We start from the raw sequence: 22,765 nt of genomic DNA, 5'->3' as shown, positions 1-22,765 counted from the left end.
CATGACCGCTCCCACGTTCGTCTCGCCCCTGCCGCCCCGGCCGCTGCCATTGGATCGGACGTTGCTGCGGGAGCGCCGGCGCGGCTTGGTGCTGTCGCTGGTGGGTCACGGCGTGCTGCTGCTCCTGGCCCTGGTGCTCGTGGCGTGGCAGCTGGCCTCCCGCTGGAGCGTGGACACGCTGTGGGCCCGGGGGAATCCGGGCGTGCTCGTCGCGCATGAGGTGAAGCAGAACGCCCCCGAGGGATTCGAGTTCCTCTCCGCCATGCCCGCCTATGAGGTGCACGTCACCTTCGAGGACGCCTCGGGCGGGTTGCACCGGGGGACGCGCGAGTTCTTCTACGTCTTCGCCTCGCTGCCGGGCGGAGCCAGACCCGAGGTGCGTTACGAGCCCTCCCACCCGGAGCGGTTCGTCCTCTCCTGGGAGGCGGTGGGCTTCAAGCCCTGGTCCTCGCTCGTGTTCATGCTGGTGTGCGCGGGGCTGCTCGGCGGCATCGTGCTCTGGCGCATGCGCGCGCTGGGCATGCTGCTGGCGCTGCCCCGGTTGTGCGCGAAGGATGGGCGGGAGGTGCTGCTCGAGCTGGTCTCGGTAGTCGAGCTGGAGGAGCAGGTGCTGGTGGTCTACCGGCTGCCCGGCGAGGGGCCCGGGCGCGAGCGCAGGGTGTTGCTCGACGGAGCGCCCTACCGGATGAAGGTGGAGGGCAAGGCGTGGCTGCTGGCGCTGGAATCGCCGCGTGCTCCGGGCCGCTACCTGATCCTCGAGGAGACGCTACTCCCGTTCGCACTCGCCGCCGTCGAGGGACAGACGGCCCTCGTCCTGGCTCCCGCCGAGGAATGAGCGGGCCTCGCTGGGAAGGGTTGGCCTATGGGGCCCGGTGCCGCTCCGCCTCGCGGTAGAGCCGGGTGAGGGAGTAGTCCAGCAGTGTCTCGCAAGAGCGCAGGTAGCGTTGGGCCCGGACAAAGGGCAGCCAAGCGCGATCGCCGACGAGCACCTGTGCCTCCATGAGATTCTTTCGCGGTATCCACCGCCCGCCCAGGTTGTGCACCAACACCTGGCCCAGGTACGCGCCCACGGCCGGCACTACATGCTCGTCGAGGACCTCCCGCAGGCGTGTCTTCGGGAAGTCCTCCCGCCAGAAGTAGTAATCGGCGTCCGTGAGCGACTCGGGCGTCTCCTCGAGAACGGAGGGCACCTCCGTGTGCAGCATCACCACGAGGTGCTCCGCGTGGAGGCTGTACTGCTCGAGCGCACGTTCCGGGTCCGCCACATCCGAGGGCAGGGCCGCTTCCGCGGGCAGCCACTCCTCGGGCTCGGGAGGCTGCCATGCGTTGAGCTGCGCGATTCTGCGCTGGCGCTCGTGGATGGCGGCGAAGTCCACCACGCGAGACAGGAGCGGGGCCATGTCCGGATGGAAGCGGGGCTCCACGGGAGTGAGTGCGGCGCTGCGCTCGCGCAGGGCGCGCAGCACGGTGTCGAAATCCAGGTCCGGCCGGAGGTGGGCGTGAGCGCGGGCCTGGGCGAGTCGCGCCTCCTCGCTGGCGAAGTCCGTGGGAGTGGGTCTCGTCACCAGGAGGATGGAGCCGTTGGGCAACTCCTCCACCCGGTGCGCCGGCGTGGACAGCATGCGCTCGCGGCCGACGGACTCCACCAGCTTGGGGCCGAAGACGTTGAGCCAGCACACCTCGTAGATCTTGTCGAATCCGTCCCTTCGGGCGGTCCTCTCGTCACGGCCGAAATAGGGAGCGCCAGCCAACTGATCATCCGCCAGACTGTGAGCCGAGGCATGGGAGACCGGATAGCGAGAGGCCCAGGCGCGCACCATCTCGATGAACCGGCGGCAGCGCTCCACCTCCGCGAAAAGCGAGAAGGGCTGCACCTCGAGCAGGATGTTCAGTTCGGGAGCGAGAGGCGGGAACGTGAGCCTGGGCCAGATGACCAGGGCGGGCCACTTCGTTCGGTAGAGAGCGATGGATGTGGTTCTTTCGCCGCGCTTTTCCTCCAGGGCTTTCCAGATGGCTGCGCGGGTGTATTTGCGCAGCCGTTTGCCGTTGACGACATCCGGCATCCATTTACCCGCGTGCTCTTCAAGCGTGTGGAAGAGGGGCTGCAACTCGCAATCCAGTGCAGCCTGCGGGTCGAAAGTACTTTCGAACGTGAGCTGGAGGCTATCCTCCAGGTTCGACAACTCCAGGACCTTCATTGGAACAGTACCTCCACTCCCGAGACCTCTTTCTCGGCTGCTCGCATGGCTACGTCCAGCTGCCTTTCATTCTTGGGCTTGAGAGGGCCGCCCTCGTAGATGAGGCGGACTCGCCGCACATTGACACTGCCCTCGATGCCAGGCCGGCGGATGTCGAGCGTTCCGCCATATTTCCGCGAAGCTTCCGTCGCGTCCGCCTCCATCCGCGCTTCCATGACGTCGTATTTCAGCCCCGAGAAGTCGCGGCTCTTGAAGCTGAAGGTCTCCACGCGAGGAGTCTGCCCGGGGAGTGGCTTCTGCTCGATGACGAGCACGTCCGCGTAGCGCAGTCCGCTCTCAGGCTTGTGTACCCCCACATACGTCTCGACACGAGGCTCGTTGAAATCCTGGAGGAATCGTCGCTCCGCCTTCGGACGGGCCGCGTCCTCGTGCAGCAGCTTCGCCATGTCACGCTCGAAGGCCAGGCCCCGGAGCACCAGCCCCCGCATCTGCTGGTAGCCCTCCCACTTGAGGGGCGGCTCGAGCGTCCTCCCGTGCTTCGCCCTCGTGCCCTGCTGGAGGTCCGCGAGGCGCTCCTTGCCGTAGTCGAGGTACTCGCTCCAGAGCGGGTGGCCCGCGGCTCCGGCAGGTGGAGTCTTCTCCATGACTGCCAGTTGTTTCTCCAGCACGGCCACGTCTCCAGACAGGCGCGGGCCCGGGACATCGAACTCCACCTCCAGAACCTTGGCGTCCAGCACCTCCCGAGACAGTCCCGCCGCCTCGTCCGTGAGGGAGGCCACTCCGCCCGGACCCCTTCCCGCCCCGCCGCGCGTCCGGGGGGAGCCAGGACGGTCGGACTTCGCTTGGGACAACCAGGCCTGTGCCTTCGGCACGTTGCCCCGGGCCTCGTAGAGAGCCGCCGCGCCCGCCTCCCCGCTCTCGGCGACGAGGAGGGCCGCTTCCGGGTCGGCCCGGAGGTAGCGCGCCAGCTCCTGGAGGCCTTCACTTCCCAGTTGCCCTCGGAGGCGCTCCGCCGTGGCCTTCAGCTCCTCCAGGCGCAGCTCCAGCCCCTGGAGCGCCCGCGCGGCTCCCGTTGACGTGCCCGGTGCGCCACGGGCCTCGGAGAGGGTGCGGACGCCCTTGCCACCCGCGTACAGGGCCACCATCAGTACCGCTGGCGTCAGCTCGCGCGTGGCCTGCTCGTACTGGCCCTGCGTCAGGGCGTACGCGCCGTGGCCCACCCCAGCCGCCAGGTGGTAGAAGCCCAGCGGCACACCGAACGTCATCTCGTCCAGGACGCCCAACAGCACGTTGCCCGGTGCGAGGGCCTCCTTCGCCAGTGCGCTCTCCACCTCGTCGAGGGCTTGCCGGTAGGGCGGGGGCAACTGCCCTTTTTGTGCGGCGTAACCCAGCAGCGCGCCCGTCTGGAACAGGGGCGCGGAGGACATGGCCGCTCCAGCCCCCTCGCGGGCACCCCGGACGCCATCCTCCAGGAGGCGCTCGGGCCGGTCGGGGTAGTCCGCGAGGTTGAAGCCTCGCTGGCGCAGTTGCTCGCGGGCAACGGCCATCTGCCCCAGCGTCTGCCCCACCCTCTTGTCCTGGGCGAGCTGACGGAGCACCTTCTCCAGGTCTTCGTCGAAGGCCGAGTGGATGACGAAGAGGGCGAACACCTCGGCGAGCGCGGCGCCGTACTCCTGGGTGGCGGTGAGGAGGAAGGCGGCGCGCTTGCGGTTGAGGGTTTCTGCGGCCTGTGGAGGCACGGGCCCCAGGGCGCCGAGCCGGACGGCGCTCCAGTCATCCAGCTGCTCCACCAGCCGGGCCATGTCCACGCCTCGCTGCAACTCGACGAAGGCGGCGGGCGTGGTGCACGCGAGAAACGGAGCGAGGAGCTTCTCGGCGTCGGGGGCGAGGAGTGTGCCGGTGCCGCGGGAGGACGAGTCAGGCGCGTACCACGGCTCCCGCGCGCTGCCCGCCGCCTCGAAGGCGGTGCTCGCGTGTCCGGTCGCGCACCCAAGCCACAGCACCATCGCGCTCAGCAGCAGTGGGCCGAGGCTGTCCCGGACAGGGCGCCTCCCGGTGCCAGGCGTGCGGTTCGTCTTCGCCATCAGAGGGGCACCGTGGAGACACATCCGCCCCCGAGGATAGAACGGCGAAGGGCCCGGAACCCTCGAGGTCTCCCTCGTGGTTCCGAGCCCTTCCTACGGCCGGAGCCCTGTGCTCCCGGGTCCTACTGGCCCATGTACGGGTAGGGGACGCGGGTGGGCGGGGCGAAGTTCTCCTTGATGGTGCGCGGAGACGTCCAGCGCACCAGGTTCAGCATGGAGCCCGCCTTGTCGTTGGTGCCCGAGGCGCGCGAGCCACCGAAGGGCTGCTGTCCCACCACGGCGCCCGTCGGCTTGTCGTTGATGTAGAAGTTGCCCGCCGCGTGCCGCAGCTTGTCCATCATCAGGCTGATGGCCTTGCGATCCCTCGCGAACACCGCGCCCGTCAGCGCGTACGTGGCGCACGAGTCGCACTCGCGCAGCGTCTCCTCCAGCTTCGCATCCGGGTACACGTACAGGCCCACCACCGGCGCGAAGATCTCCTCCTGCATGATGCGGTGGCGCGGGTTGGTCAGCTGCACCAGCGTGGGCTTCACGAACCAGCCCTCGCTCCGGTCCGCCTCGCCGCCCGCCACGATGCTCGCCTCCGAGCCGCTGTTCTTCGCCAGCTCGAGGTACGAGGACGTCCGCTTGAAGGACTTCTCGTCGATGACCGCGCCCATGAAGTTGCGGAAGTCGGTGACGTCGCCCATGCGCAACTCGGCGATCATCTCCTGCAGCCGCGTCTTGAGCTTGGGCCACATGGACTCGGGCACGTAGATGCGCGAGGCCGCCGAGCACTTCTGGCCCTGGTACTCGAAGCCGCCGCGGACAATCGCCGTGGCCACCGCGTCCAGGTCGTCGGCCGCCGAGGGGTGCACGAAGATGAAGTCCTTGCCGCCCGTCTCACCCACCAGCCGCGGGTACTGCTTGTAGCGGGCGATGTTCTCGCCCACCGTGCGCCACATGCCCTGGAAGGTGGGCGTGGAGCCGGTGAAGTGGATGCCGCCCAGGTGCGGGCTGGCCAGCACGGGGTTGCCCACCGTGGGGCCGTCTCCCGGCAGCATGTTGATGACGCCGTCGGGCAGGCCCGCCTCGCGCAGCAACTCCATGTTGTACCAGTTGCTCAGGGCCGCCGTGTTCGAGGGCTTGAAGAGCACCACGTTGCCCATGATGGCCGGGGCCACGGCCAGGTTGAGCGCGATGGATGTGAAGTTGAACGGCGCCACCGAGAACACGAAGCCGTCCAGCGGACGGTAGTCCATCATGTTCCACGTCTGCGCCGGGCTCACCGGCTGCTCGCTCAGCAGCTGCTGTGCGAAGTGGACGTTGTAGCGCAGGAAGTCCACCGCCTCGCACGTCGCGTCGATCTCCGCCTGGTGTGCCGTCTTCGACTGGCCCAGCATGGTGGAGGCATTCAGGATGGGGCGGTACTTGGTGGCCAGCAGCTCCGCGGCGCGCAGGAAGATGGCCGCGCGCTCCACGAAGGGCATCCGCGCCCACTCGTCCTTCACCGACAGCGCGTTCTGGATGGCCTGCTCCACGTGGCTGGCGTCCGCCTCGTGCAGCGTGGCCAGCACGTGCGAGTGCTTGTGCGGCATCCGCACCGTGTCCGTCTTGCTGGACTTGATGCGCTTGCCGCCGATGACGATCGGAATCTCGAGCTGCTCGGAGGCCATGCGCTTGAGGGTGGCCTGCAGCTCGGCGCGCTCGGGGCTGCCGGGCGCGTGCGACAGGACGGGCTCGTTCTGCGGCGGGGGGACGCGGACGTTGGCGTTGATCACGCGGGGCTCCTCGGGGGAGAAATCGGGGAAAGGGCGGCGGAGCATAGCCCTTCGTCTCGACGGTTGAATCCTCGGGGTATGTAAAACCCGTACCCGAGAACATCACATCCATCACCCAGGCTGAGGGTTCCATGGCAGACGAACGACCGCTTCCCCGCTTCCAGCCCCGACGGCAGCTCGGGCGCACGGGTTTCCTGGCCACCCAGGTGGGAATCGGGGACCTGGCGGACCGCTCCGTTCCCCTGGCGCAGTGCGTGGCCACGCTGCACCGCGCCATGGACGCCGGGCTCAACGTCGTGGACACCGCCCCCGGCTACGAGGACGGCTACAGCGAGCAGATCGTCGGCGAGGCCCTGCGCGGCCGCCGCGAGGGCATGTTCGTCATCGACAAGGTGGACTTCCTGGAGCAGCCCGTGGCCCCGCAGGTGGAGGAGAGCCTGCGCCGGCTGCGGCTGGAGGCGGTGGACCTCTTCGTCTTCCACAACCTCTCGAAGCTGGACACGTGGGAGCAACTGGCGGCGCCGGGCGGAGGCCTGGAGGAGTTGGAGCGGTGCGTGCGCCAGGGCAAGGCCCGCTTCCGGGGCATCTCCAGCCACCACCCGGACGTGCTGCGCGCCGCGCTCGAGTCCGGCCGCTGTGACGTGGTGATGTTCCCCGTGGGGCCCTACGTCCACCCGCGCTACGTGGAGGAGATCCTCCCGCTGGCGAAGGCGAAGGGCGTGGGCACGGTGACCTTCAAGACCTTCGGGGCGGGCAAGCTGCTCGGAGACACCGAGGGCTACGGGCGGCCGCTGCAGGCGCGTCCGCGCGGCAAGGTGAGCTCGGGCGGGGCGGACTCGGGGGCGCCCTCGCTGCCCCACCTCGGAGTGGAGGAGTGCGTGCGCTACACGCTCACGTTGGATCCGGACGTGGCGCTGATGGGGATGAGCTTTCCCAACGAGCAGGATGCCGCGCTGCATGCCGCCGCGGCCTTCCGGCCCCTCACTTCCGAGCAGCTGGCGGACGTGCGGCGGCGCGCGGTGCAGGCCATCGAGGGCAAGGGCGCCGTGTGGTGGAACCCCGACGCGCGCTAGGCCTGGGCGACGGCGAGCGAGCGCGGCTGGAGCATCTCGTGCAGCCGCGCGATGAGGAGCGAGGGCTGCACGGGCTTGATGAGGTAGGCGTCGCCGTCCTCGGGCATGCCCGGGCGGGGCGCGTGGCCGCTGATGAAGACGAAGGGCACCTTCTGCAGCGCGGGCTCGGCGCGCACGCGGCGGCACAGCTCGTACCCGTCCATGCCGTCCATGTTCACGTCCGACACGATGATGTCGGGCGGGCTCTGGCGCGCCTGCTCCAGCGCGGACATCCCGTTCTCGGCGAGCGCGCAGTCGAAGTCCGGGGCGAGCAGCAGCCGCAGCGTCTGGCGCATGGACCACGAGTCATCCACGATCAGCACTCTGGGCTTCACTGGAGTTCTCCACTCTGACGGGCCGGCTTCCGCGTTCCGGTTTCACCGGGGGTATTCATGGGCCCATACCCCCATGGCGGACGTGTTCAGTTTCGCTCGCTTCGTGGGGATTAGGAAGAGGCACGGGTCGTCTTTTCCGCATTCGCCGGGGTGAATCTTCCCCTGCGTCCGCGGGCTCCTACCTTTAGGAGGAGATTGGCGCGGTGCCGTCCTTCTGGAGGAATCCCATGTCGGTGGTGTCCCTGGACAGCAAGAGCTTCGGGCCGACGTTGGGGAGGCCGGGCATCCTTCTCATCGAGTGGTGGGCGAAGTGGTGCTCGCCCTGCCGGCTCTTCGGCCCCGTCTTCGAGGGAATGGCCGGGCGTTACCCGGATGTGACCTTCGCCCGGGTGGATGTGAACGGGCAGCCGGAGCTGGTGGAGGTGATGGGGGTGCAGGCGCTGCCGGCGCTGATGGTGTTCCGCGACGGCTTCCTGCTGCTCAACCACGTGGGGGTGCTGCCAGAGCCGATGCTGGAGGATGTCATCCGGCAGGCGCGCGCCCTGGACATGGGCGAGGTGCGTCGTAAGCTGGCGGAATTCCGGGCCAGCAAGGCGCGGGTCCGGGTGGGGCTGCACGGGGTGTGATCGCCCCCAGGCGTTCGTCTACATTGCGCGCCCCGCATGCGCGCCGCACCCTCCCAGGCTCCCAGTTCCGCCCCCACCACGTCCCCGGTCTTCCTCGCGCAGCGCGTGCTGTGGCTGGTGGCGGGCTTCGCCGTGTTGGACGTGTACCTGAATCTCCCCCAGTTCGTGCAGCTGCCGCCCGTGGCGTGGTTGGCGCTCTACGCCGGCTTCTTCCCGCTGGCCCATGGGGTGGGGCGGCTGACCGGAGCCGGAGGGTTGGGGCAGCTGGGGCTCGCGCGGCACCGGGGCTGGGGGCGCAACCTGGTGTTGGGCTTCGTCTTCTGCGCGGCCTTCTGGGCGCTCAAGTACGTGCTGCTCGGGGCCCTGGGCGCCTTCCGCATCGAGGGCGTGCGTCCGGCCGGGGAGGCCGCCGTGCTGCTGGCGCAGGCCCTGCTGGCGATGTTCCTCTCGTCCGCCACGGATGACGTGCTGGTGCGCGGCTACGTCTTCCGTCAGCTCTCGGGCCACCTGTCCGCGGGCGCGCTCGTCACGCTCACCACGGTCCTCTACATCGTCAACCACGCCTGGTACGTGCGGCCGACGCTGGAGGGCGCCCTGTTCCTCGGGCTGCTCGGGTTGATGTTCTCGCTCGCGCTGGTGCGCACCGGCTCGCTCTGGCTGGGCATTGGCCTGCACTGGGGCGGCAACGTCCTCTACCGCCTCCATGACGGCTTCGACGCGCAGGGCGGCGTGTTGCGGCGGGTGGAGCTCGCCCGGGCCCCGTGGCACGAGGCCGTGGGGCTCGGGGTGACGATGCTGGCGCTCGCCGCGCTGTTCCTCCTCTTCCGCTTCACGGTGAAGTCCGAGCGCGAGGGCCCGCTGTCCGCGCGCGGCTGACGCGTCAGCGCTTGCGGTCCCGGTCCACGGGGCTCGCCGTCTTCTCGTCGCGCTGGTCCGATGGGGCCTCGCGCTTGTAGACGTCCTCGTTGATGTCGTGGTTGCGGACGGCGTCCTTGTCGTCCTGCTCCTCCCACTCCTCGCCGCGCTCGACGCGGGCCTCCCACGAGGTGTCCTGCGAGGGGCCGGCGTTGTCCGCGGCCCGGGTGCGCGCGTTGATGTCCTGGGCCACCCGCGCCGCCGCCGCGTCGATGGAGTCCTCGAGCTCCCCCGCGTTGCGCGGCTGGAAGTTCGCTCCGCTGGGCTCCTTGGCCTCCCGGTGCGTCGGTTCCTTCGTCCTGCCCGTGGGAATCTTGGGGGTGTCCGCCATGGGGGTCTCCGTCGTCTGCGCGCTTGGTGCTGCCCGACTCAAGTTCGGCATGGGGGCGCACCGGACAAGCGCTCCGGCGCGCCGGGGCCCGGCCGTCCGGTCGCCCCAGGAGAGAACCACGGGCGACTACTGGCCCGCGCCTCCGCTCCCGCCGACTCCTTGCTCGGCACCGGGCCGGGCCAGCTCCGCGACGAGCGTGTCCAGCACGGGCGCCATGTCGGCGGTGGGCGTCGCGATGCTGCACGCCGCGCCCCCATGCACCAGGCCCACCACCTGGAGCTGGCGGTCCACCACCGGCGCGCCCGAGTCACCCTTGTCTCCGTCCAGGCTGGTGAAGAGCGCCTGGGGCACGCCCGGCAGCGAGGGGCAGCGCCCCAGCCGCTTCAGCTCCACCTCCTGCGGCACGTTGGGCCGGTCGGTGCGGCCGAAGAAGAGCAGCCCTTCTCCGGGAACCGGCATCGCGGTGGCCACGGACAGCGGGCGCACCGGGGCCGCCTCGTCGAAGCGGATGACGGCCAGGTCCCGCATGGGGTCCACCACCTTCACGACGCCGTTGAGCAGCCGCCCGTTCGTCAGCAACACCGGCTGCGGCTCTCCCGGGGGCACGTCGATGCAGTGCGCGGCGGTGAGGGCATGGTGCCCGTCCGCGACGATGACGCCCGCGCAGTGCCCGGGATAGAGCGTCACCGTGGCGTCCTTCAGGGCGCGGAAGTCCTTCCGCGTGCCGTCCTCCTCCTGCTTCTTCGACGAGCCGCACGCCGCCAGCCCCACCACGGCCAGTACGCCGGCCAGCCTCGAGAGTCTCCTCGCTCGCATCCCCGTCCTCCCGCGGCGCAGCCGTTGCCCCGCTGCCGGAGACGATGTGCACGCCTGGACAGTGGCTATTCCCGCAGGTCCCTCAGCAGGCGTGCGGCCGGTGCGACGTGCGCGGGCTCGGGCCCGGCTCCAGTGGTAGACGTCTACCAGTCATGTGGTTGTTTGTCCCACCTCGATGGTAGACGTCTACCACGCAAGGCCGCCGGGCCTTCTGAAGCGGATGGACTAGGGTGCACGCCCCATGTCTCCGGGAGTCCCGCCATGAGCCCCCTCGCCGAGCTGCTCCTCGTGCTCGCCGTGTTGGGCATGGCCGTGAAGCTGCTGCTGCTCAATGTCTGGCGCGCCGTCCTCTTCCTCGCCCCGGGGAGCGTGAGCGTCCGGCCCGAGGCTCCCGCCGAGGGCATGCAGCTGCCGCCCGAGCTCGCTCCTCTGGCCGGCCAGCTCCAGGCCCAGGGCTTCGTCCCGCTCGGCCGCCACGTGGAGAAGCCCCGCTTCCAGAAGGGCTCCGTCTCCTACGACTTCGCCCACCCTGGCGCGCACACCTTCGCCACCCTTCATTTCTCGCCCCAGGGCGAGCCCCGCCTCTATCTCCTCACCCCGCTCGCCCCCGAGGGGTTCGTGCTCACCGCCGACTACCAGCGGCCGGGTTTCGAGGTCCCCGGCCGTTATCGCTCTGGAGGGGTGCCGGGGGCCTCCGTCGAGCGCCTCTTCCAGGCCCACCGGATGCGGTTGCAGGGGTTCCAACCTTCGGAAGATTTCACCTGGCAAGAGCGGTTGCGGTCGGGGCAGGCATGGTACCGGGGGCTCGGCCAAAGGGAGATTCGACGACAGAACGTCCAAGGATTGTTGTGGACGCTCGTGGCCCTTGCCATCGTCGCCGGTCTCTTCCTGGGGGGCGGGCGCCCGGTCTGATGCACCTGGGGCGTGCACGGCACCCGTTTGGGGAGTAGGAAGAACGAATCTTTTCAGCCTGTCTGGAGTCGTCCCGCGATGAAGAGCGTGTCCAAGAGCGAAGAAATCTACTTCCTGTCCGGTAAGCGTACGGCCTTCGGAACGTACGGCGGCTCGCTGAAGGAGCTGAGCGCCACGGACCTGGCCGTGGAGTCGGCCCGGGCCGCGCTCGAACAGGCGAAGGTGTCGCCCGAGTCCATCCAGCACGTCATCTACGGCAACGTGGTGCAGACGAGCGCGGACGCCATCTACCTGCCCCGCCACGTGGGCCTGCGCACCGGGGTGCCGGTGCCGGTGCCGGCGCTGGGCGTCAACCGGCTGTGCGGCTCGGGCTTCCAGGCCTTCGTCACCGCGGCGGAGATGATGCTTACCGAGCAGGCCGAGTGCGTGCTGGCCGGGGGCACCGAGTCCATGAGCCAGGCGCCCCACGTCATCCGCGGCGCGCGCTGGGGCCTGCCGCTGGGCAAGGGCGGCATGGAGGACATGCTCTGGACGTCCCTCACGGACAGCTACACCGGGCAGCCCATGGCGATGACGGCCGAGCAGCTCGCGGTGGACTACGGCCTGTCCCAGGACGCGGTGGACGAGTACGCGGTGCTCACGCAGAAGCGCTTCGCCGCCGCCCAGGAGTCGGGCCGTCTGGCGCAGGAGATCTGCCCCGTCACCCTGAAGAGCAAGAAGGGCGAGACGCAGTTCGCCCGGGACGAGCACAACCGGCCGGACACCACGGTGGAGGGCCTCAAGAAGCTGCCCAAGGTCTTCAAGAAGGACGGCGTGGTGCACGCGGGCGCGGCCAGCGGCATCAGCGACGGCGCGGGCTCCATGGTGATGGCCACCCGGAGCTACGCGGAGAAGCACGGCCTCAAGCCCCTGGCCCGGCTCGTCAATTGGGGCATCTCCGGGTGCGACCCGAAGGTGATGGGCATCGGCCCGGCCCCGGCCATCCGCCGGCTGCTCGAGCGCGCCCAGTGCAAGCTGACGGACGTGGACCTCTTCGAGGTGAACGAGGCCTTCGCCCCGCAGTACCTCGCGGTGGAGAAGGAGCTGGGCCTGCCGCGCGAGCAGACGAACGTCAATGGCGGCGCCATCGCCGTGGGCCACCCGCTGGGCGCCTCGGGCGCGCGCATCACCATGACGCTCGCCTACGAGCTCAAGCGCCGGGGCGCCCGCTACGGCATCGGCTCGGCGTGCATCGGTGGCGGCCAGGGCATCGCGGTGCTGATCGAGGTCCTCTGAAACCCGAGCCCTCCCAGACGAATCCAACGGGACCCATGACGATGAGCAACGAGCTGGATGCGAAGGCGGCCCGCGAGCGGGCCAAGGCGATCGCCGAGCAGCGGCGCGCCGAGCGCCGCAACCGCAAGCGCAAGTGTGTGGTGTGTGGCGTGGAGGAGAGTGACAAGACGCCGCTGGGGGCCCACCCCGATGGCATCGGTCCCTCGTGCAAGGACGAGCTCACCTGCCAGGCGCGCCGCGCGGCGGCCTCTCGCTGAGTCCGACCCGGGGAGGCGGCCCACGTCCCGGGCCGCCTTGCCGTCCTGCCGGGTAGGGTTGGAGGTCGCGTACCCGGCAGGAAAAAGGCCGGAATTTCGGGCCGTTTCCTTGATGGCCGTCAAGACTCGCGGTAAACCTGCGGAATCTCTTCGGTTACACGAGGGTCGGGAATGGCCGTCATCAACTTCACGGGAGTCAAGGTGTTCTCCACGACGCTCGCGCGCGATCGCGAGAACATGGGTGAGAACATCACCAAGTGGCTCAAGGAGAACTCCAGCCTGGAAGTGGTGGACAAGATCGTCACGCAGTCCTCCGACAAGGAGTTCCACTGCCTGACCATCACCCTGTTCTACCGCCACAAGACCTGAGCCGGACGTCCTGTCGGTGACGACACGGGCCCTTGGGCGCTCTCCCCGTAGCGGGGATGGGCGCCCTTCGCTTTTGGCACGCCCGGAAGTGGACGGAAACGGTTGCGAAGCGGGCGGTGTTCCACCACCTTTGGACGACTCTCGGGTGTCCCGAGTGAGGAGGGTTGGATGCGACCGATGCGGAGCTTTGGCGGCGGAGGCGGGGGATTCGGCTTCCCCAGCGTGGAATCCACGGCCGCCAAACTGGCGATCGGGCTCGTGGTGGGCTCGGTGTTGGCCCTGGCCGTCCGCACCCTGGGCGCGATGCTGGTGCTCACCCCCAGTGCCGTGTTCCCCGGGCTGATGCTCTGGCAGCCCTTCACCTACGGCTTCGTCGAGCTCCACCCCTTCGGCATCATCTTCGGCGCCTTCGCCCTCTACTCCATCGGCGGCGGCCTGGAGATGAGCTGGGGCTCCAAGCGGCTGCTCTGGGTGGTGCTCGGAGGCACGGTGCTCGCCGGCTTCCTCACCGTGGCCCTGTCCTTGTTCTTCCCGCTGCTGCGCGGCGTGCCGTACTCCGGCGGCTGGGTGATGGGCTCCGTCGCCTGGGTGGCCTACGGCCTGTCCATCGGGCGCGGGCAGACGAACTTCTGGGGCATCCCCATCAGCGGCAACGTCTTCGCCGGCATCGGCGCCGGCTTCGTCATCCTCAACGGGCTCTCGGCCGGCTGGGCCACCCAGATTCCCGAGCTCCTCGCGCTCGCCATTACCTTCATCGCCGTGCGCGGCGGCAGCCCCCGGAGCTTGATGCTCCGGCTCCAGCACTGGCGGCTGCAGCGGCAGCTGCGCGGGCGCTCCCGGCACCTGCGCGTCATCTCCGAAGAGCGCCCGGATGACCGGTATCTGAACTGATTCCGAGTGGGGCTCCCGGAGGGCAACCCGGGGGCCTCGATACCCTCACCCCGTCCCTCTCCCGGAGGGCGAGGGGAGGGGGGCTCCGTAGGGCAGGGGCGCTCTGTTCTTCTGTGCTCTGTTCTTCTGTGCTCTGTTCTTCTGCTCTGGCGGGTGCTTCGGGGGGAGGGGGCTCAGTTGGGGACCTCGGGCTCTCCGTACTGCTTGAGCTTGCGGTAGAGCGTCGCCACCCCGATGTCGAGCTGCTCCGCCGTGCGCGCCCGGTTTCCTCCGTTCCGCGCCAGCACCGCCAGGATGTACTCGCGCTCCATCGCCTCCAGCGTCCGCGGCGAGTCTCCCGGCACCAGGCTCGGCGGCGCCGCGCGCACCTCCTCCGGCAGATCGTCCCGCTCCAACCGGTTGCCCTCGCTCAGCGCCACCGCCCGCTCGATGGCGTTGCCCAGCTCGCGCACGTTGCCCGGCCACCCGTAGCGCAGCAGCTGATCCGCCGCCTCGGGTGACATCCCCGACACCCGCCGCCCCAGCCGCTCCGTCGCCTCCGCCAACAGCATGCGCGCCAGCGGCAGGATGTCGTCGCGCCGCTCCCGCAGCGGTGGCACCCTCAATTCAATCACCCGCAGGCGGTAGTAGAGGTCCTGCCGGAAGCGCCCCGACACCACCTCCGCCGCCAGGTTGCGGTTGGTGGCCGCCACCACCCGCACGTCCACCTTGCGGCTCTGGTTCTCCCCCACGCGCCGCACCTCCTTCTCCTGCAGCGCCCGCAGCAGCTTGGCCTGCATCGACGCCGGCACCTCGCCCACCTCGTCCAGGAAGAGCGTGCCCCCGTGCGCCGCCTCGAAGAGGCCCGGCCTGTCGTGCGTGGCCCCCGTGAAGGCCCCTCGCGCGTGGCCGAACAGCTCGCTCTCCAGCAGGCTCTCCGTCACCGCCGCGCAGTTCACCGCCACGAAGGCCTTGTGCGCCCGCCCCGACTCCTCGTGGATGAGCCGCGCCACCCGCTCCTTGCCCACGCCGCTCTCGCCCGTAATGAGCACCGTCGAGTCCACCTTCGCCGCCCGCCGCCCCAGGCTCAGCACCTGCTTCATCGCCTCGGTGCGCGCCACCATGCCCGCCGGGTCCTCCGGCACACCCGACACCCGCGCCAGCGTCTGCCGCTTCACCCGCAGCTTGCGCTCGGCCTGCTTCAGCGCGTCCGTCACCTGCGCCAGTGCCCCCTCCATGCACTGCGTCTCGTAGAAGCGCAGCGCCTCGCGGCACTCCTGGCTCCACTCCTCCTCCGGCTTGCCCATGATCTGGCAGACGGGGTCTCCCTTGCCCACGCAGCGCGTCTCGATGCAGTACACCGGCTTGCCGTTGCAGTAGCTCATGTAGCCACTGGCGAAGCCCGTCAGCGCCCAGCACACCGGCTCCTCCGCCTTGCCCAGGTGCAGCAGGTGCTGCTCCGCCTCGTACGAGTGGTGCCACAGCGCCTCCGCGAAGGGCGCGGGGCCATCCTCCGCCCGGCGCTCCACCGGCTCGAGCACCACCTGCCCCTGCAACGTGTGCAGCCGCCCTCCCGCCCGGCGCCACTGCGACTCGTCCTCCCAGGGGAAGGCGTTCTTCATCGTCTCCGCCGTCCGCCAGCCGTGCGCGAAGCCCAGCCGCGTGAGGATGCCCCTCGCCGCCGTCACCCCCACCGTGCCAATCAGCTCCTTGCGCAGCAGCCCCAGCGCCACCGGATCCAACAGCAGCACCCGCTGGCCCGCGAAGTGGATGAGCCCCCCGTCCGGCTCGAACGTCAGCAGCTCACTCAGGTTCAGCTCCAGCCTCGGCGCCATGGCTCTTCCCTCTCAAGATGATGGGACTCTCTATCGTTTTGAGAGCCCCGGCGCGAGCCGAAGTGGGAGAGGCGAGGAATTTCAAGGGCTTGGAGGGTCGGGTTTCCTGGCCTGGGGGTTGCTATGTCTTCCTCCCGAGATGAGCTCGGACCTGAATCGGCGTGAGGTGTTGCAGGGAGCGGCGGCCGCCGGCATGGGGGGCATGCTGGGCGGCGCGGGAGCGCGCGTGGCCCCGGCGCTCTTCGTGTCCCACGGCTCGCCCATGGTGGCGCTGGAGACGGACGCGTACCCCCAGGCGCTGAAGGCCTTCGGCGAGGTGCTGCCCCCGGTGCGCGCGGTGGTGGTCGTGTCAGCCCATTGGGAGACTCTCCACGCCGTGCACGTCACCGCGGCGGAGACCCCTCCGCTCATCTACGACTTCGGCGGCTTCCCCGAGCCCCTCTATCAGCTGAAGTACCCGAGCCCCGGCTCGCCCGAGCTGGCGCGGGACATCGTCGCGCGGCTGGGCGCTGCGGGCGTGCCGGCCGTGGCGGATGCCGCGCGCGGGCTGGACCATGGCACCTGGATCCCGTTGCGGCTGGCCCTCCCGGAGGCGCGCACGCCGGTGGTGCAGGTGTCACTGCCCTGGGGCGCCTCCGCCGCGGACGTGGCGAAGCTGGGCGAGGTGCTGCGCCCCCTGCGCTCCGAGGGCGTGCTGCTCATGGGCAGCGGCGGCATCACCCACAACCTGCGCCGACTGTCGTGGCAGGACAAATCCGCGCCCGCTGCATCCTGGGCCGGTGAGTTCGATGCGTGGGTGGGCGCGAAACTCGCGGCCCGCGATTTCACAGGGGTACAGTCCTGGACGAGCGCACCGCACGCGCGGCTCGCGCATCCCAGTGCGGAGCACTTCCTGCCGCTCTTCTTCGTTCTCGGTGCGGCCCTCCCCGAGGACCGGCTCACCCCGGTGTTCGAGGGCTTCCATTATTCGAGTCTGTCCATGCGCAGCTTCGCGCTGCGTGGATGAAACCCGCTGTACGTCGTTCAACTGGAGAGAAACACCATGAAGCTGTCCCTCAAGCCCGCCGTTGCCGCCCTCGTGCTCGCTTCCCCGTCGCTGGCCTTCGCCGCCGAGTTCGTCATCGACTCGGCCCACTCGGCCGCGCAGTTCTCCGTGAAGCACATGATGGTGTCCAACGTGCGCGGCGCCTTCTCCAAGGTGACTGGCTCGGCCAACATCGACGAGAAGGACATCACCAAGTCCACCGTGGAGGCGGTCATCGACGCCACCACCGTCAACACCAACGAGCCCAAGCGCGACGAGCACCTGCGCAGCGCGGACTTCTTCGACGTGGCGAAGTACCCCACCATCACCTTCAAGTCGACGAAGGTGGAGCAGGCCGGCCAGGGCCTGAAGGTCTCGGGCAACCTCACCCTGCACGGCGTGACCAAGCCGGTGGTGCTGGACGTGGAGGGCTTCACCTCCGAGGCGAAGGATCCCTGGGGCAACACCAAGCGCGGCGGCACGGCCACCACGAAGATCAACCGCAAGGACTTCGGCCTGGGCTGGAACAGCGTGCTGGAGACCGGCGGCGTGGCGGTGGGCGAGGAGGTCGCCATCACGCTGGACCTCGAGCTGAACAAGAAGCAGGCCCCCGCGGCCACCCCGGCGGCCCCCGCGGCCAAGCCGGCCGCTCCCGCCAAGAAGTAGTCGGCTGAGCAGGGCAGGGCGTTGAGCCCGGAGGGGCCTCGGAGACGAGGCCCCTCTTTCATTTGCGGGGAACCGCCGGCGCGTGAGGCCACCGGCGGTGGGTGGGGCTCAGCCCTCGGCGACGGCCTGCACGCTGGCGCGGTAGATGAAGATGCGCGAGGTGTTGGTGCGCGTGTCCGCGGGGATGACGAAGAAGCCCTGGCCCGGGTTCTTGTAGTCGTCGGAGAAGCCGGCCACCTGGCGCCCGTCGGTGAAGGTGACGCGGACCTTCTGCCCCTCGGGCTGCGGCGGACGGCTGCCCGTGGCGAGCATGAAGAAGATGGCCTTCACGCGGGTGACCGGGATGCGCTCGGGAGCGAAGCCGGTCTGCTGCTCGAGCGGGATGATCTCGTCGAGCAGGTCCACGTCGCGGATGGCGCCGCGCTTCACCTGGCCCTCCACCGTGTGGATGATGACCCGGTGCTCGCCCTCGATGAAGGCGTTGATGGGGGCGAGGACGGCCCCGGCGGACGCGCTCGCCGGCACGGCCGGGATGGCGTTGAGCGTCGCGCGAGGCGGCGGCGCCCCGGGCACGAGCACCTGATTCGATGCCATGGCGGAGGCGTTCGCGGGAGCCCTCGGGGCCGCCATCGCGGCGGGCGGCGGCGGGGGCGGGGCGGACACCCTCGGTGCCACCGGAGGCTGCACGGGGAGCGGCGCGCTCCGGGTCACCGGGGCGGGAGCCACCACGGGAGCCGGGGGCGGGACGATGACCGGCACCGCCATGGCGGGCGGCTCCACGCTGTCCTCCGAGAGATCGATCTCCGTCAGCTCGGGCTCGGCCTCCATGACCGGGAGCTCGGGCTCGGGCTCCATCTCCATGATGGGGATGTCGTTCTCGGTCGTGGGCCGATCGAAGGCGGGAGGCTGGCTGGCCAGTTCCTCGGCCGGAGCGGCGACGCTGTCGCTCTGACCCCACGCCGGAGCCTGCTCCTGGCTGGACCAGTGGGGCTGTGCCTCGGCCTCCGGCTCATCGGGGGACCAGGTGCTGCTCGTGCCGAACAGGGACGGATCCCGGTCGGCGCTCACGGGCTCGGCATCGTGGGCCGTGGCTGCCCACTCCCCCTGGTTCTCGGCGGCGGGCGCGTTCCAGTCGGTCTGCGCGCCGCTGGCCTGCTGCGCCTCCCAGCTCGTGGCCTCCGGAGCGGGCTCGCTCCACGCGTTCTCCGCGGGAGCGCTGGCCCACTGGCCCTGGGACGCGGATTCGCCGCCCCAGGCCGGTGCCTCTTCCGCGGGTGCCGCCTCCATGAGGGGCTGCGCGTCCTCGGCGGGCGCGCTCCACGCGGTCTGCCCCTCGGCCGAGGCATTCCAGTCATCGCTCGGCGCAGCGGCCGGAGCGGCGTTCCAGTCCTGCGTGGCACCACCCTCGGCCCACCCGGCCTGCGGCTCGGTGTTCTCCGCCGGCTCGGCGGGCGTGGCCCACTCGGCCTGGGCCTCCATCACCGGCTGTTCCTCGGCAGGCGTGGCCCACTCGGTCTGAGCCTCGAGGACGGGCTGCTCATCAGCGGGCGTGGCCCACTCGGTCTGAGCCTCCATCACCGGCTGTTCCTCGGCAGGCGTGGCCCACTCGGTCTGGGCCTCGAGGACGGGCTGCTCCTCGGCGGGAGTGGCCCACTCGGCCTGGGCCTCCATCACCGGCTGCTCCTCAGCGGGAGTGGCCCACTCAGGCTGAGCCTCGGCGGCGGGTTGCTCCTCGGCGGGAGTGGCCCACTCGGCCTGGGCCTCCATCACCGGCTGTTCCTCAGCAGGCGTGGCCCACTCAGGCTGAGCCTCGGCGGCGGGCTGCTCCTCGGCAGGAGTGGCCCATTCGGCCTGGGCCTCCATCACCGGCTGTTCCTCAGCGGGCGTGGCCCACTCAGGCTGAGCCTCGGCGGCGGGCTGCTCCTCGGCAGGAGTGGCCCACTCGGCCTGAGCCTCCATCACCGGCTGTTCCTCAGCGGGCGTGGCCCACTCAGGCTGAGCCTCGGCGGCGGGCTGCTCCTCGGCAGGAGTGGCCCACTCGGCCTGAGCCTCCATCACCGGCTGCTCCTCGGCAGGAGTGGCCCACTCGGCCTGAGCCTCCATCACCGGCTGTTCCTCGGCAGGAGTGGCCCACTCAGGCTGAGCCTCGGCGGCGGGCTGCTCTTCGGCAGCAGTGGCCCACTCGGCCTGAGCCTCCATCACCGGCTGTTCCTCAGCGGGCGTGGCCCACTCAGGCTGAGCCTCGGCGGGCTGCTCCTCGGCAGGAGTGGCCCACTCGGCCTGAGCCTCCATCACCGGCTGTTCCTCAGCGGGCGTGGCCCACTCAGGCTGAGCCTCGGCGGCGGGCTGCTCCTCGGCAGGCGTGGCCCACTCAGGCTGAGCCTCCATCACCGGCTGTTCCTCGGCAGGAGTTGCCCACTCAGGCTGAGCCTCGGCAGCGGGCTGTTCCTCCGCAGGCGCGGTCCACTCGGCCTGGGCCTCCATCACCGGCTGTTCCTCAGCGGGCGTGGCCCACTCAGGCTGAGCCTCGGCGGCAGGCTGTTCCTCAGCGGGCGTGGCCCACTCGGCCTGAGCCTCCATCACCGGCTGCTCCTCGGCAGGCGTGGCCCACTCGGGCTGGGCCTCGGCGGCGGGCTGCTCTTCGGCAGGCGTGGCCCACTCAGGCTGGGCCTCCATCACCGGCTGCTCCTCAGCGGGCGTGGCCCACTCAGGCTGGGCCTCGGCGGCGGGCTGCTCTTCGGCAGGCGTGGCCCACTCAGGCTGGGCCTCCATCACCGGCTGCTCCTCAGCAGGCGTGGCCCACTCAGGCTGGGCCTCGGCGGCGGGCTGCTCCTCGGCAGGAGTGGCCCACTCGGCCTGGGCCTCCATCACCGGCTGTTCCTCAGCGGGCGTGGTCCACTCGGCCTGGGCCTCCATCACCGGCTGTTCCTCAGCGGGCGTGGTCCACTCGGCCTGCGCCTCAAGAACGGGCTGCTGTTCCTCAGCGGGCGTGGTCCACTCGGCCTGCGCCTCGAGAACGGGCTGCTGCTCCTCAGCGGGCGTGGTCCACTCGGCCTGCGCCTCGAGAACGGGCTGCTGCTCCTCGGCGGGCGTGGTCCACTCGGCCTGCGCCTCCAGCACGGGCTGCTCCTCCACCGGAGCGCCCCAGCCAGGCTGCGTCTCGGTGGCGGCGGTCTCGGCCGTCATCCACTCGCCCTGGACCTCGATGGCGGCCTGTCCCTCGCCGGACGTCGCCCACTCGGGCTGGGCCTCCATGGCAGGCGGACCGGCCTCCTCACCCAGGGGCGCGCCGTAGGCCGAGGTGTTCTCGGGCTCGGCGGGCGTCTCCGGCTGGTGGCCCCAGCTCGCGCTGGCCGTCGCGAACTGCGGAGTGCTCATGTACTCCGCGGCGCTCTCCAGCTGGAGGCCCTCCCCGGTGCTCCCGTCCTCGTTCCCGCTCCAACTGGCCTCTGTCGTCTCGAGCGGAACGGGCTCATCCGAGACCGCCGTTCCCGGCTGCTCCGAGTGACCCAGGAAGTCGGAGGCGCTGGCGAGCGGGACCGCGTCGTCCGGGTTGCCCGCGTCGTACGTCTGCTCGTCCGCGGGCGCCGCCTCGAGCGTGTCCGTCTGCACGCCCCAGTCCGAGGGCCGCGTGGCCTCGGGCTCGAACGAGTCGGCGACCTCGACGGTGTCCGCCTGGAGATCGGGCGCGACCTGCACCGGGTTCAGCTCCAGCGTCGTCACCGGCGCGCCGTACGCGGACTCCAGAGCGGGCGCCGCCGGTTCGATCTCGGCACCGACTTCCGCCATGTCGAACGTGGGCTGCTCCGTGCCACCGTCCGCTGGGGACTCCTCGGCGGAGGTCTCCCACGGCGTCTCGGCCGCGGGGTTCGCGTCCGGGGCCGGAGCGGCCTCGAGCTCGGAGACATCGAACGTGGGCGTCGCGTCCGCCGCGGGGAGCTCGGCCTGGACGTCATTCTCGGGCGAGGGCTCCGGGTACGCGGGGATGGCGTACGAGGCGGTGATCTCCATCGGATCTTCTTCGACGAGGGGGGCGTCCGCGTTCTCGGCGGACTGCGACGCGCTGCCCGGCTCCGCGTCCACGGCGAGCGGCGCGGAGGCCCACTCGTCGGCGACAGGAGGCGCGGGCTCCTCGGCGAACACCGGCTCGGCGGCGAGCGGCGCATCGGCCTCGCCCTCGATCAGCTCGATGTCGGAGTGCTGGATCTCGATGGTGCGGAGGGGTGTCGCCTGCCGCTCGTCGGCCACCGGCGGCGCCGAGGCGGCGCGGGGCGTCTGAATGTCGGAGTTGAGCGAGGAGAAGTCATCCTCGCCCAGCTCGATGGGGTCGCTCTCCGGCTCGGGCGAGGCCTCGAGCTGCCGCGAGGCGAGCGAGGCCGCCGAGGGGGCCGTGACGTCGTTCCAGTCGCTCATGTCGACCGACTCGGGAACGCTCTCGGGGATGGGGATGGCCTCGCTGACGGGCGAGACGTCGGTGTCGGCCACCTCGAAGACGTCCTCGGTGGCGGGCTCGGCCTCGTCGAGCATCATGGGCTCGGCTTCGGCCTGGGGCTCGGCCTCGTCGAGCATCATGGGCTCGGCTTCGGCCTGGGGCTCGGCCTCGGCCTCGGCCTGCGCGAGATGCTCCGGCGTGGGCTCCTCCCAGGGCGCGGGCTCGTTCAGCGCGGGGACCTCGAGGTTCTCGGTCTCGAGGCTGAGCTTGACCGGGTCCGGCATCGGCTGCGGCTGCTGCGGCACGTAGCCGGGCACCGGGGAGGCGTAGGCGGCATCGGACTGGGGCGCGGTGGCGTCGGCCGCGTAGGCCTCGCCCTGAGGGGCGGCGTAGCCCTGGTTGGGATCGTAGCCCTGCTGACCCGCGTAGCCCTGGTTGGAGTCGTAGCCCTGGTTGGGATCGTAGCCTTCGGGGTAGGCGTACCACTGGCCGTCTTCGCCGTAGTAGCCCTGGGGCTGCTGCGCGTAGCCCTGGTTGGGATCGTAGCCCGCGTAGCCCTGGTTGGGGTCGTAACCCTGGGCGGGTTGCTGCGCGTAGCCCTGGTTGGGATCGTAGCCTTCGGGGTAGGCGTACCACTGGCCGTCTTCGCCGTAGTAGCCCTGGGGCTGCTGCGCGTAGCCCTGGTTGGGGTCGTAGCCCGCGTAGCCCTGGTTGGGATCGTACCCCTCGGGGTAGGCGTACCACTGGCCGTCTTCGCCGTAGTAGCCCTGAGGCTGCTGCGCGGGGTCCATGGCCGCGGCCTGCTCCTGCGCGGGCATACCCGGGCCATCCAGGTGCCCCCGTAGCTCGTTCCAACGAGCTTCCTCCGCGGGGGGAAGCATCCCCCGCGTCCGCTTCTCATCCAGGAAGCGAAACTCCCTCATCGCCGCGCGCGTGTCAGACATCGTC

Annotated in this window: 19 protein-coding genes; 11 read left to right on the top strand and 8 right to left on the bottom strand. The window is 70.4% G+C overall.

Annotated features, from left to right (window positions below; translation table 11 throughout):
* Window position 1 precedes the first annotated feature (1 nt).
* On the top strand, window positions 2-835 hold the full coding sequence (locus NR798_RS38275) for a DUF3592 domain-containing protein (RefSeq protein WP_375767509.1): 834 nt from the start codon (window positions 2-4) through the stop codon (window positions 833-835).
* Between the two features lie 25 nt (window positions 836-860).
* Here NR798_RS38275 and NR798_RS38270 read toward each other — a convergent pair whose 3' ends face one another.
* The 3 genes from NR798_RS38270 to pruA form a co-directional block, all read right to left on the bottom strand.
* On the bottom strand, window positions 861-2,198 hold the full coding sequence (locus tag NR798_RS38270) for a hypothetical protein (protein ID WP_375767508.1): 1,338 nt from the start codon (window positions 2,196-2,198) through the stop codon (window positions 861-863).
* Window positions 2,195-4,282 carry a hypothetical protein gene (locus tag NR798_RS38265; protein WP_375767507.1) on the bottom strand — a complete coding sequence of 696 codons (2,088 nt, stop codon included), beginning with the start codon at window positions 4,280-4,282 and terminating at the stop codon, window positions 2,195-2,197. Before NR798_RS38265 ends, NR798_RS38270 begins: the two co-directional genes overlap by 4 nt.
* Window positions 4,283-4,404: 122 nt before the next feature.
* Window positions 4,405-6,042: an L-glutamate gamma-semialdehyde dehydrogenase gene (pruA, locus tag NR798_RS38260; RefSeq protein WP_375767506.1), complete on the bottom strand. Its 1,638-nt coding sequence runs from the start codon at window positions 6,040-6,042 to the stop codon at window positions 4,405-4,407.
* 131 nt (window positions 6,043-6,173) lie between these two features.
* Here pruA and NR798_RS38255 point away from each other — a divergent pair, with 131 nt between their 5' ends.
* A complete protein-coding gene (locus NR798_RS38255) occupies window positions 6,174-7,115 on the top strand; it encodes an aldo/keto reductase (RefSeq protein ID WP_375767505.1) in 942 nt (313 codons plus the stop codon).
* Here the strand turns inward: NR798_RS38255 and NR798_RS38250 are convergent.
* Window positions 7,112-7,489, bottom strand: coding sequence for a PleD family two-component system response regulator (locus tag NR798_RS38250; RefSeq protein ID WP_375767504.1), 378 nt, complete (start codon window positions 7,487-7,489; stop codon window positions 7,112-7,114). The genes NR798_RS38255 and NR798_RS38250 overlap by 4 nt on opposite strands.
* A gap of 227 nt (window positions 7,490-7,716) precedes the next feature.
* Here NR798_RS38250 and NR798_RS38245 point away from each other — a divergent pair, with 227 nt between their 5' ends.
* Window positions 7,717-8,115, top strand: coding sequence for a thioredoxin family protein (locus NR798_RS38245; protein WP_375767503.1), 399 nt, complete (start codon window positions 7,717-7,719; stop codon window positions 8,113-8,115).
* Between the two features lie 36 nt (window positions 8,116-8,151).
* Window positions 8,152-8,991, top strand: a complete 840-nt coding sequence (locus NR798_RS38240; protein WP_375767502.1) for a type II CAAX prenyl endopeptidase Rce1 family protein — start codon at window positions 8,152-8,154, stop codon at window positions 8,989-8,991.
* Window positions 8,992-8,995: 4 nt separating this feature from the next.
* Here the strand turns inward: NR798_RS38240 and NR798_RS38235 are convergent, their stop codons facing one another.
* Both NR798_RS38235 and NR798_RS38230 read right to left on the bottom strand, forming a co-directional pair.
* Window positions 8,996-9,361 carry a hypothetical protein gene (locus NR798_RS38235; RefSeq protein WP_375767501.1) on the bottom strand — a complete coding sequence of 122 codons (366 nt, stop codon included), beginning with the start codon at window positions 9,359-9,361 and terminating at the stop codon, window positions 8,996-8,998.
* Between the two features lie 126 nt (window positions 9,362-9,487).
* Window positions 9,488-10,177 carry a serine protease gene (locus NR798_RS38230; protein ID WP_375767500.1) on the bottom strand — a complete coding sequence of 230 codons (690 nt, stop codon included), beginning with the start codon at window positions 10,175-10,177 and terminating at the stop codon, window positions 9,488-9,490.
* Between the two features lie 261 nt (window positions 10,178-10,438).
* On the opposite strand from NR798_RS38230, the gene NR798_RS38225 reads away from it, so the two are divergent.
* The 5 genes from NR798_RS38225 (at window position 10,439) to NR798_RS38205 (ending at window position 13,881) form a co-directional block, all read left to right on the top strand.
* A complete protein-coding gene (locus NR798_RS38225) occupies window positions 10,439-11,089 on the top strand; it encodes a hypothetical protein (protein WP_375767499.1) in 651 nt (216 codons plus the stop codon).
* Window positions 11,090-11,167: 78 nt separating this feature from the next.
* Window positions 11,168-12,364, top strand: coding sequence for an acetyl-CoA C-acetyltransferase (locus tag NR798_RS38220; RefSeq protein WP_375767498.1), 1,197 nt, complete (start codon window positions 11,168-11,170; stop codon window positions 12,362-12,364).
* A gap of 41 nt (window positions 12,365-12,405) precedes the next feature.
* Window positions 12,406-12,621: a hypothetical protein gene (locus NR798_RS38215; RefSeq protein WP_047862989.1), complete on the top strand. Its 216-nt coding sequence runs from the start codon at window positions 12,406-12,408 to the stop codon at window positions 12,619-12,621.
* Window positions 12,622-12,792: 171 nt separating this feature from the next.
* Window positions 12,793-12,990 carry a hypothetical protein gene (locus NR798_RS38210; RefSeq protein ID WP_375767497.1) on the top strand — a complete coding sequence of 66 codons (198 nt, stop codon included), beginning with the start codon at window positions 12,793-12,795 and terminating at the stop codon, window positions 12,988-12,990.
* A 168-nt stretch (window positions 12,991-13,158) separates the two neighbouring features.
* The gene (locus tag NR798_RS38205; RefSeq protein ID WP_375767496.1) at window positions 13,159-13,881 is read left to right on the top strand and encodes a DUF1751 domain-containing protein; all 723 of its coding nucleotides are present in this window, start codon (window positions 13,159-13,161) and stop codon (window positions 13,879-13,881) included.
* Window positions 13,882-14,054: 173 nt separating this feature from the next.
* On the opposite strand, the gene NR798_RS38200 is transcribed toward NR798_RS38205, so the two are convergent.
* Window positions 14,055-15,695 (bottom strand): sigma 54-interacting transcriptional regulator, encoded by a 1,641-nt coding sequence (locus NR798_RS38200; RefSeq protein WP_375767495.1) that lies wholly within the window; start codon window positions 15,693-15,695, stop codon window positions 14,055-14,057.
* A gap of 139 nt (window positions 15,696-15,834) precedes the next feature.
* Here NR798_RS38200 and NR798_RS38195 point away from each other — a divergent pair, with 139 nt between their 5' ends.
* Together NR798_RS38195 and NR798_RS38190 are read left to right on the top strand one after the other, a co-directional pair.
* Entirely contained in the window at window positions 15,835-16,701 is an 867-nt protein-coding gene (locus tag NR798_RS38195) for a dioxygenase (RefSeq protein ID WP_375767494.1), read from the top strand.
* 36 nt (window positions 16,702-16,737) lie between these two features.
* On the top strand, window positions 16,738-17,385 hold the full coding sequence (locus NR798_RS38190; RefSeq protein WP_375767493.1) for a YceI family protein: 648 nt from the start codon (window positions 16,738-16,740) through the stop codon (window positions 17,383-17,385).
* A gap of 108 nt (window positions 17,386-17,493) precedes the next feature.
* On the opposite strand, the gene NR798_RS38185 is transcribed toward NR798_RS38190, so the two are convergent.
* The gene (locus NR798_RS38185) at window positions 17,494-22,761 is read right to left on the bottom strand and encodes a DUF6982 domain-containing protein (protein ID WP_375767492.1); all 5,268 of its coding nucleotides are present in this window, start codon (window positions 22,759-22,761) and stop codon (window positions 17,494-17,496) included.
* Window positions 22,762-22,765: the final 4 nt, after the last annotated feature.

It is taken from the genome of Archangium gephyra (assembly GCF_042230915.1).
GTDB lineage: Bacteria > Myxococcota > Myxococcia > Myxococcales > Myxococcaceae > Archangium > Archangium gephyra_B.
This window is presented reverse-complemented; position numbering and strand designations above follow the sequence as displayed.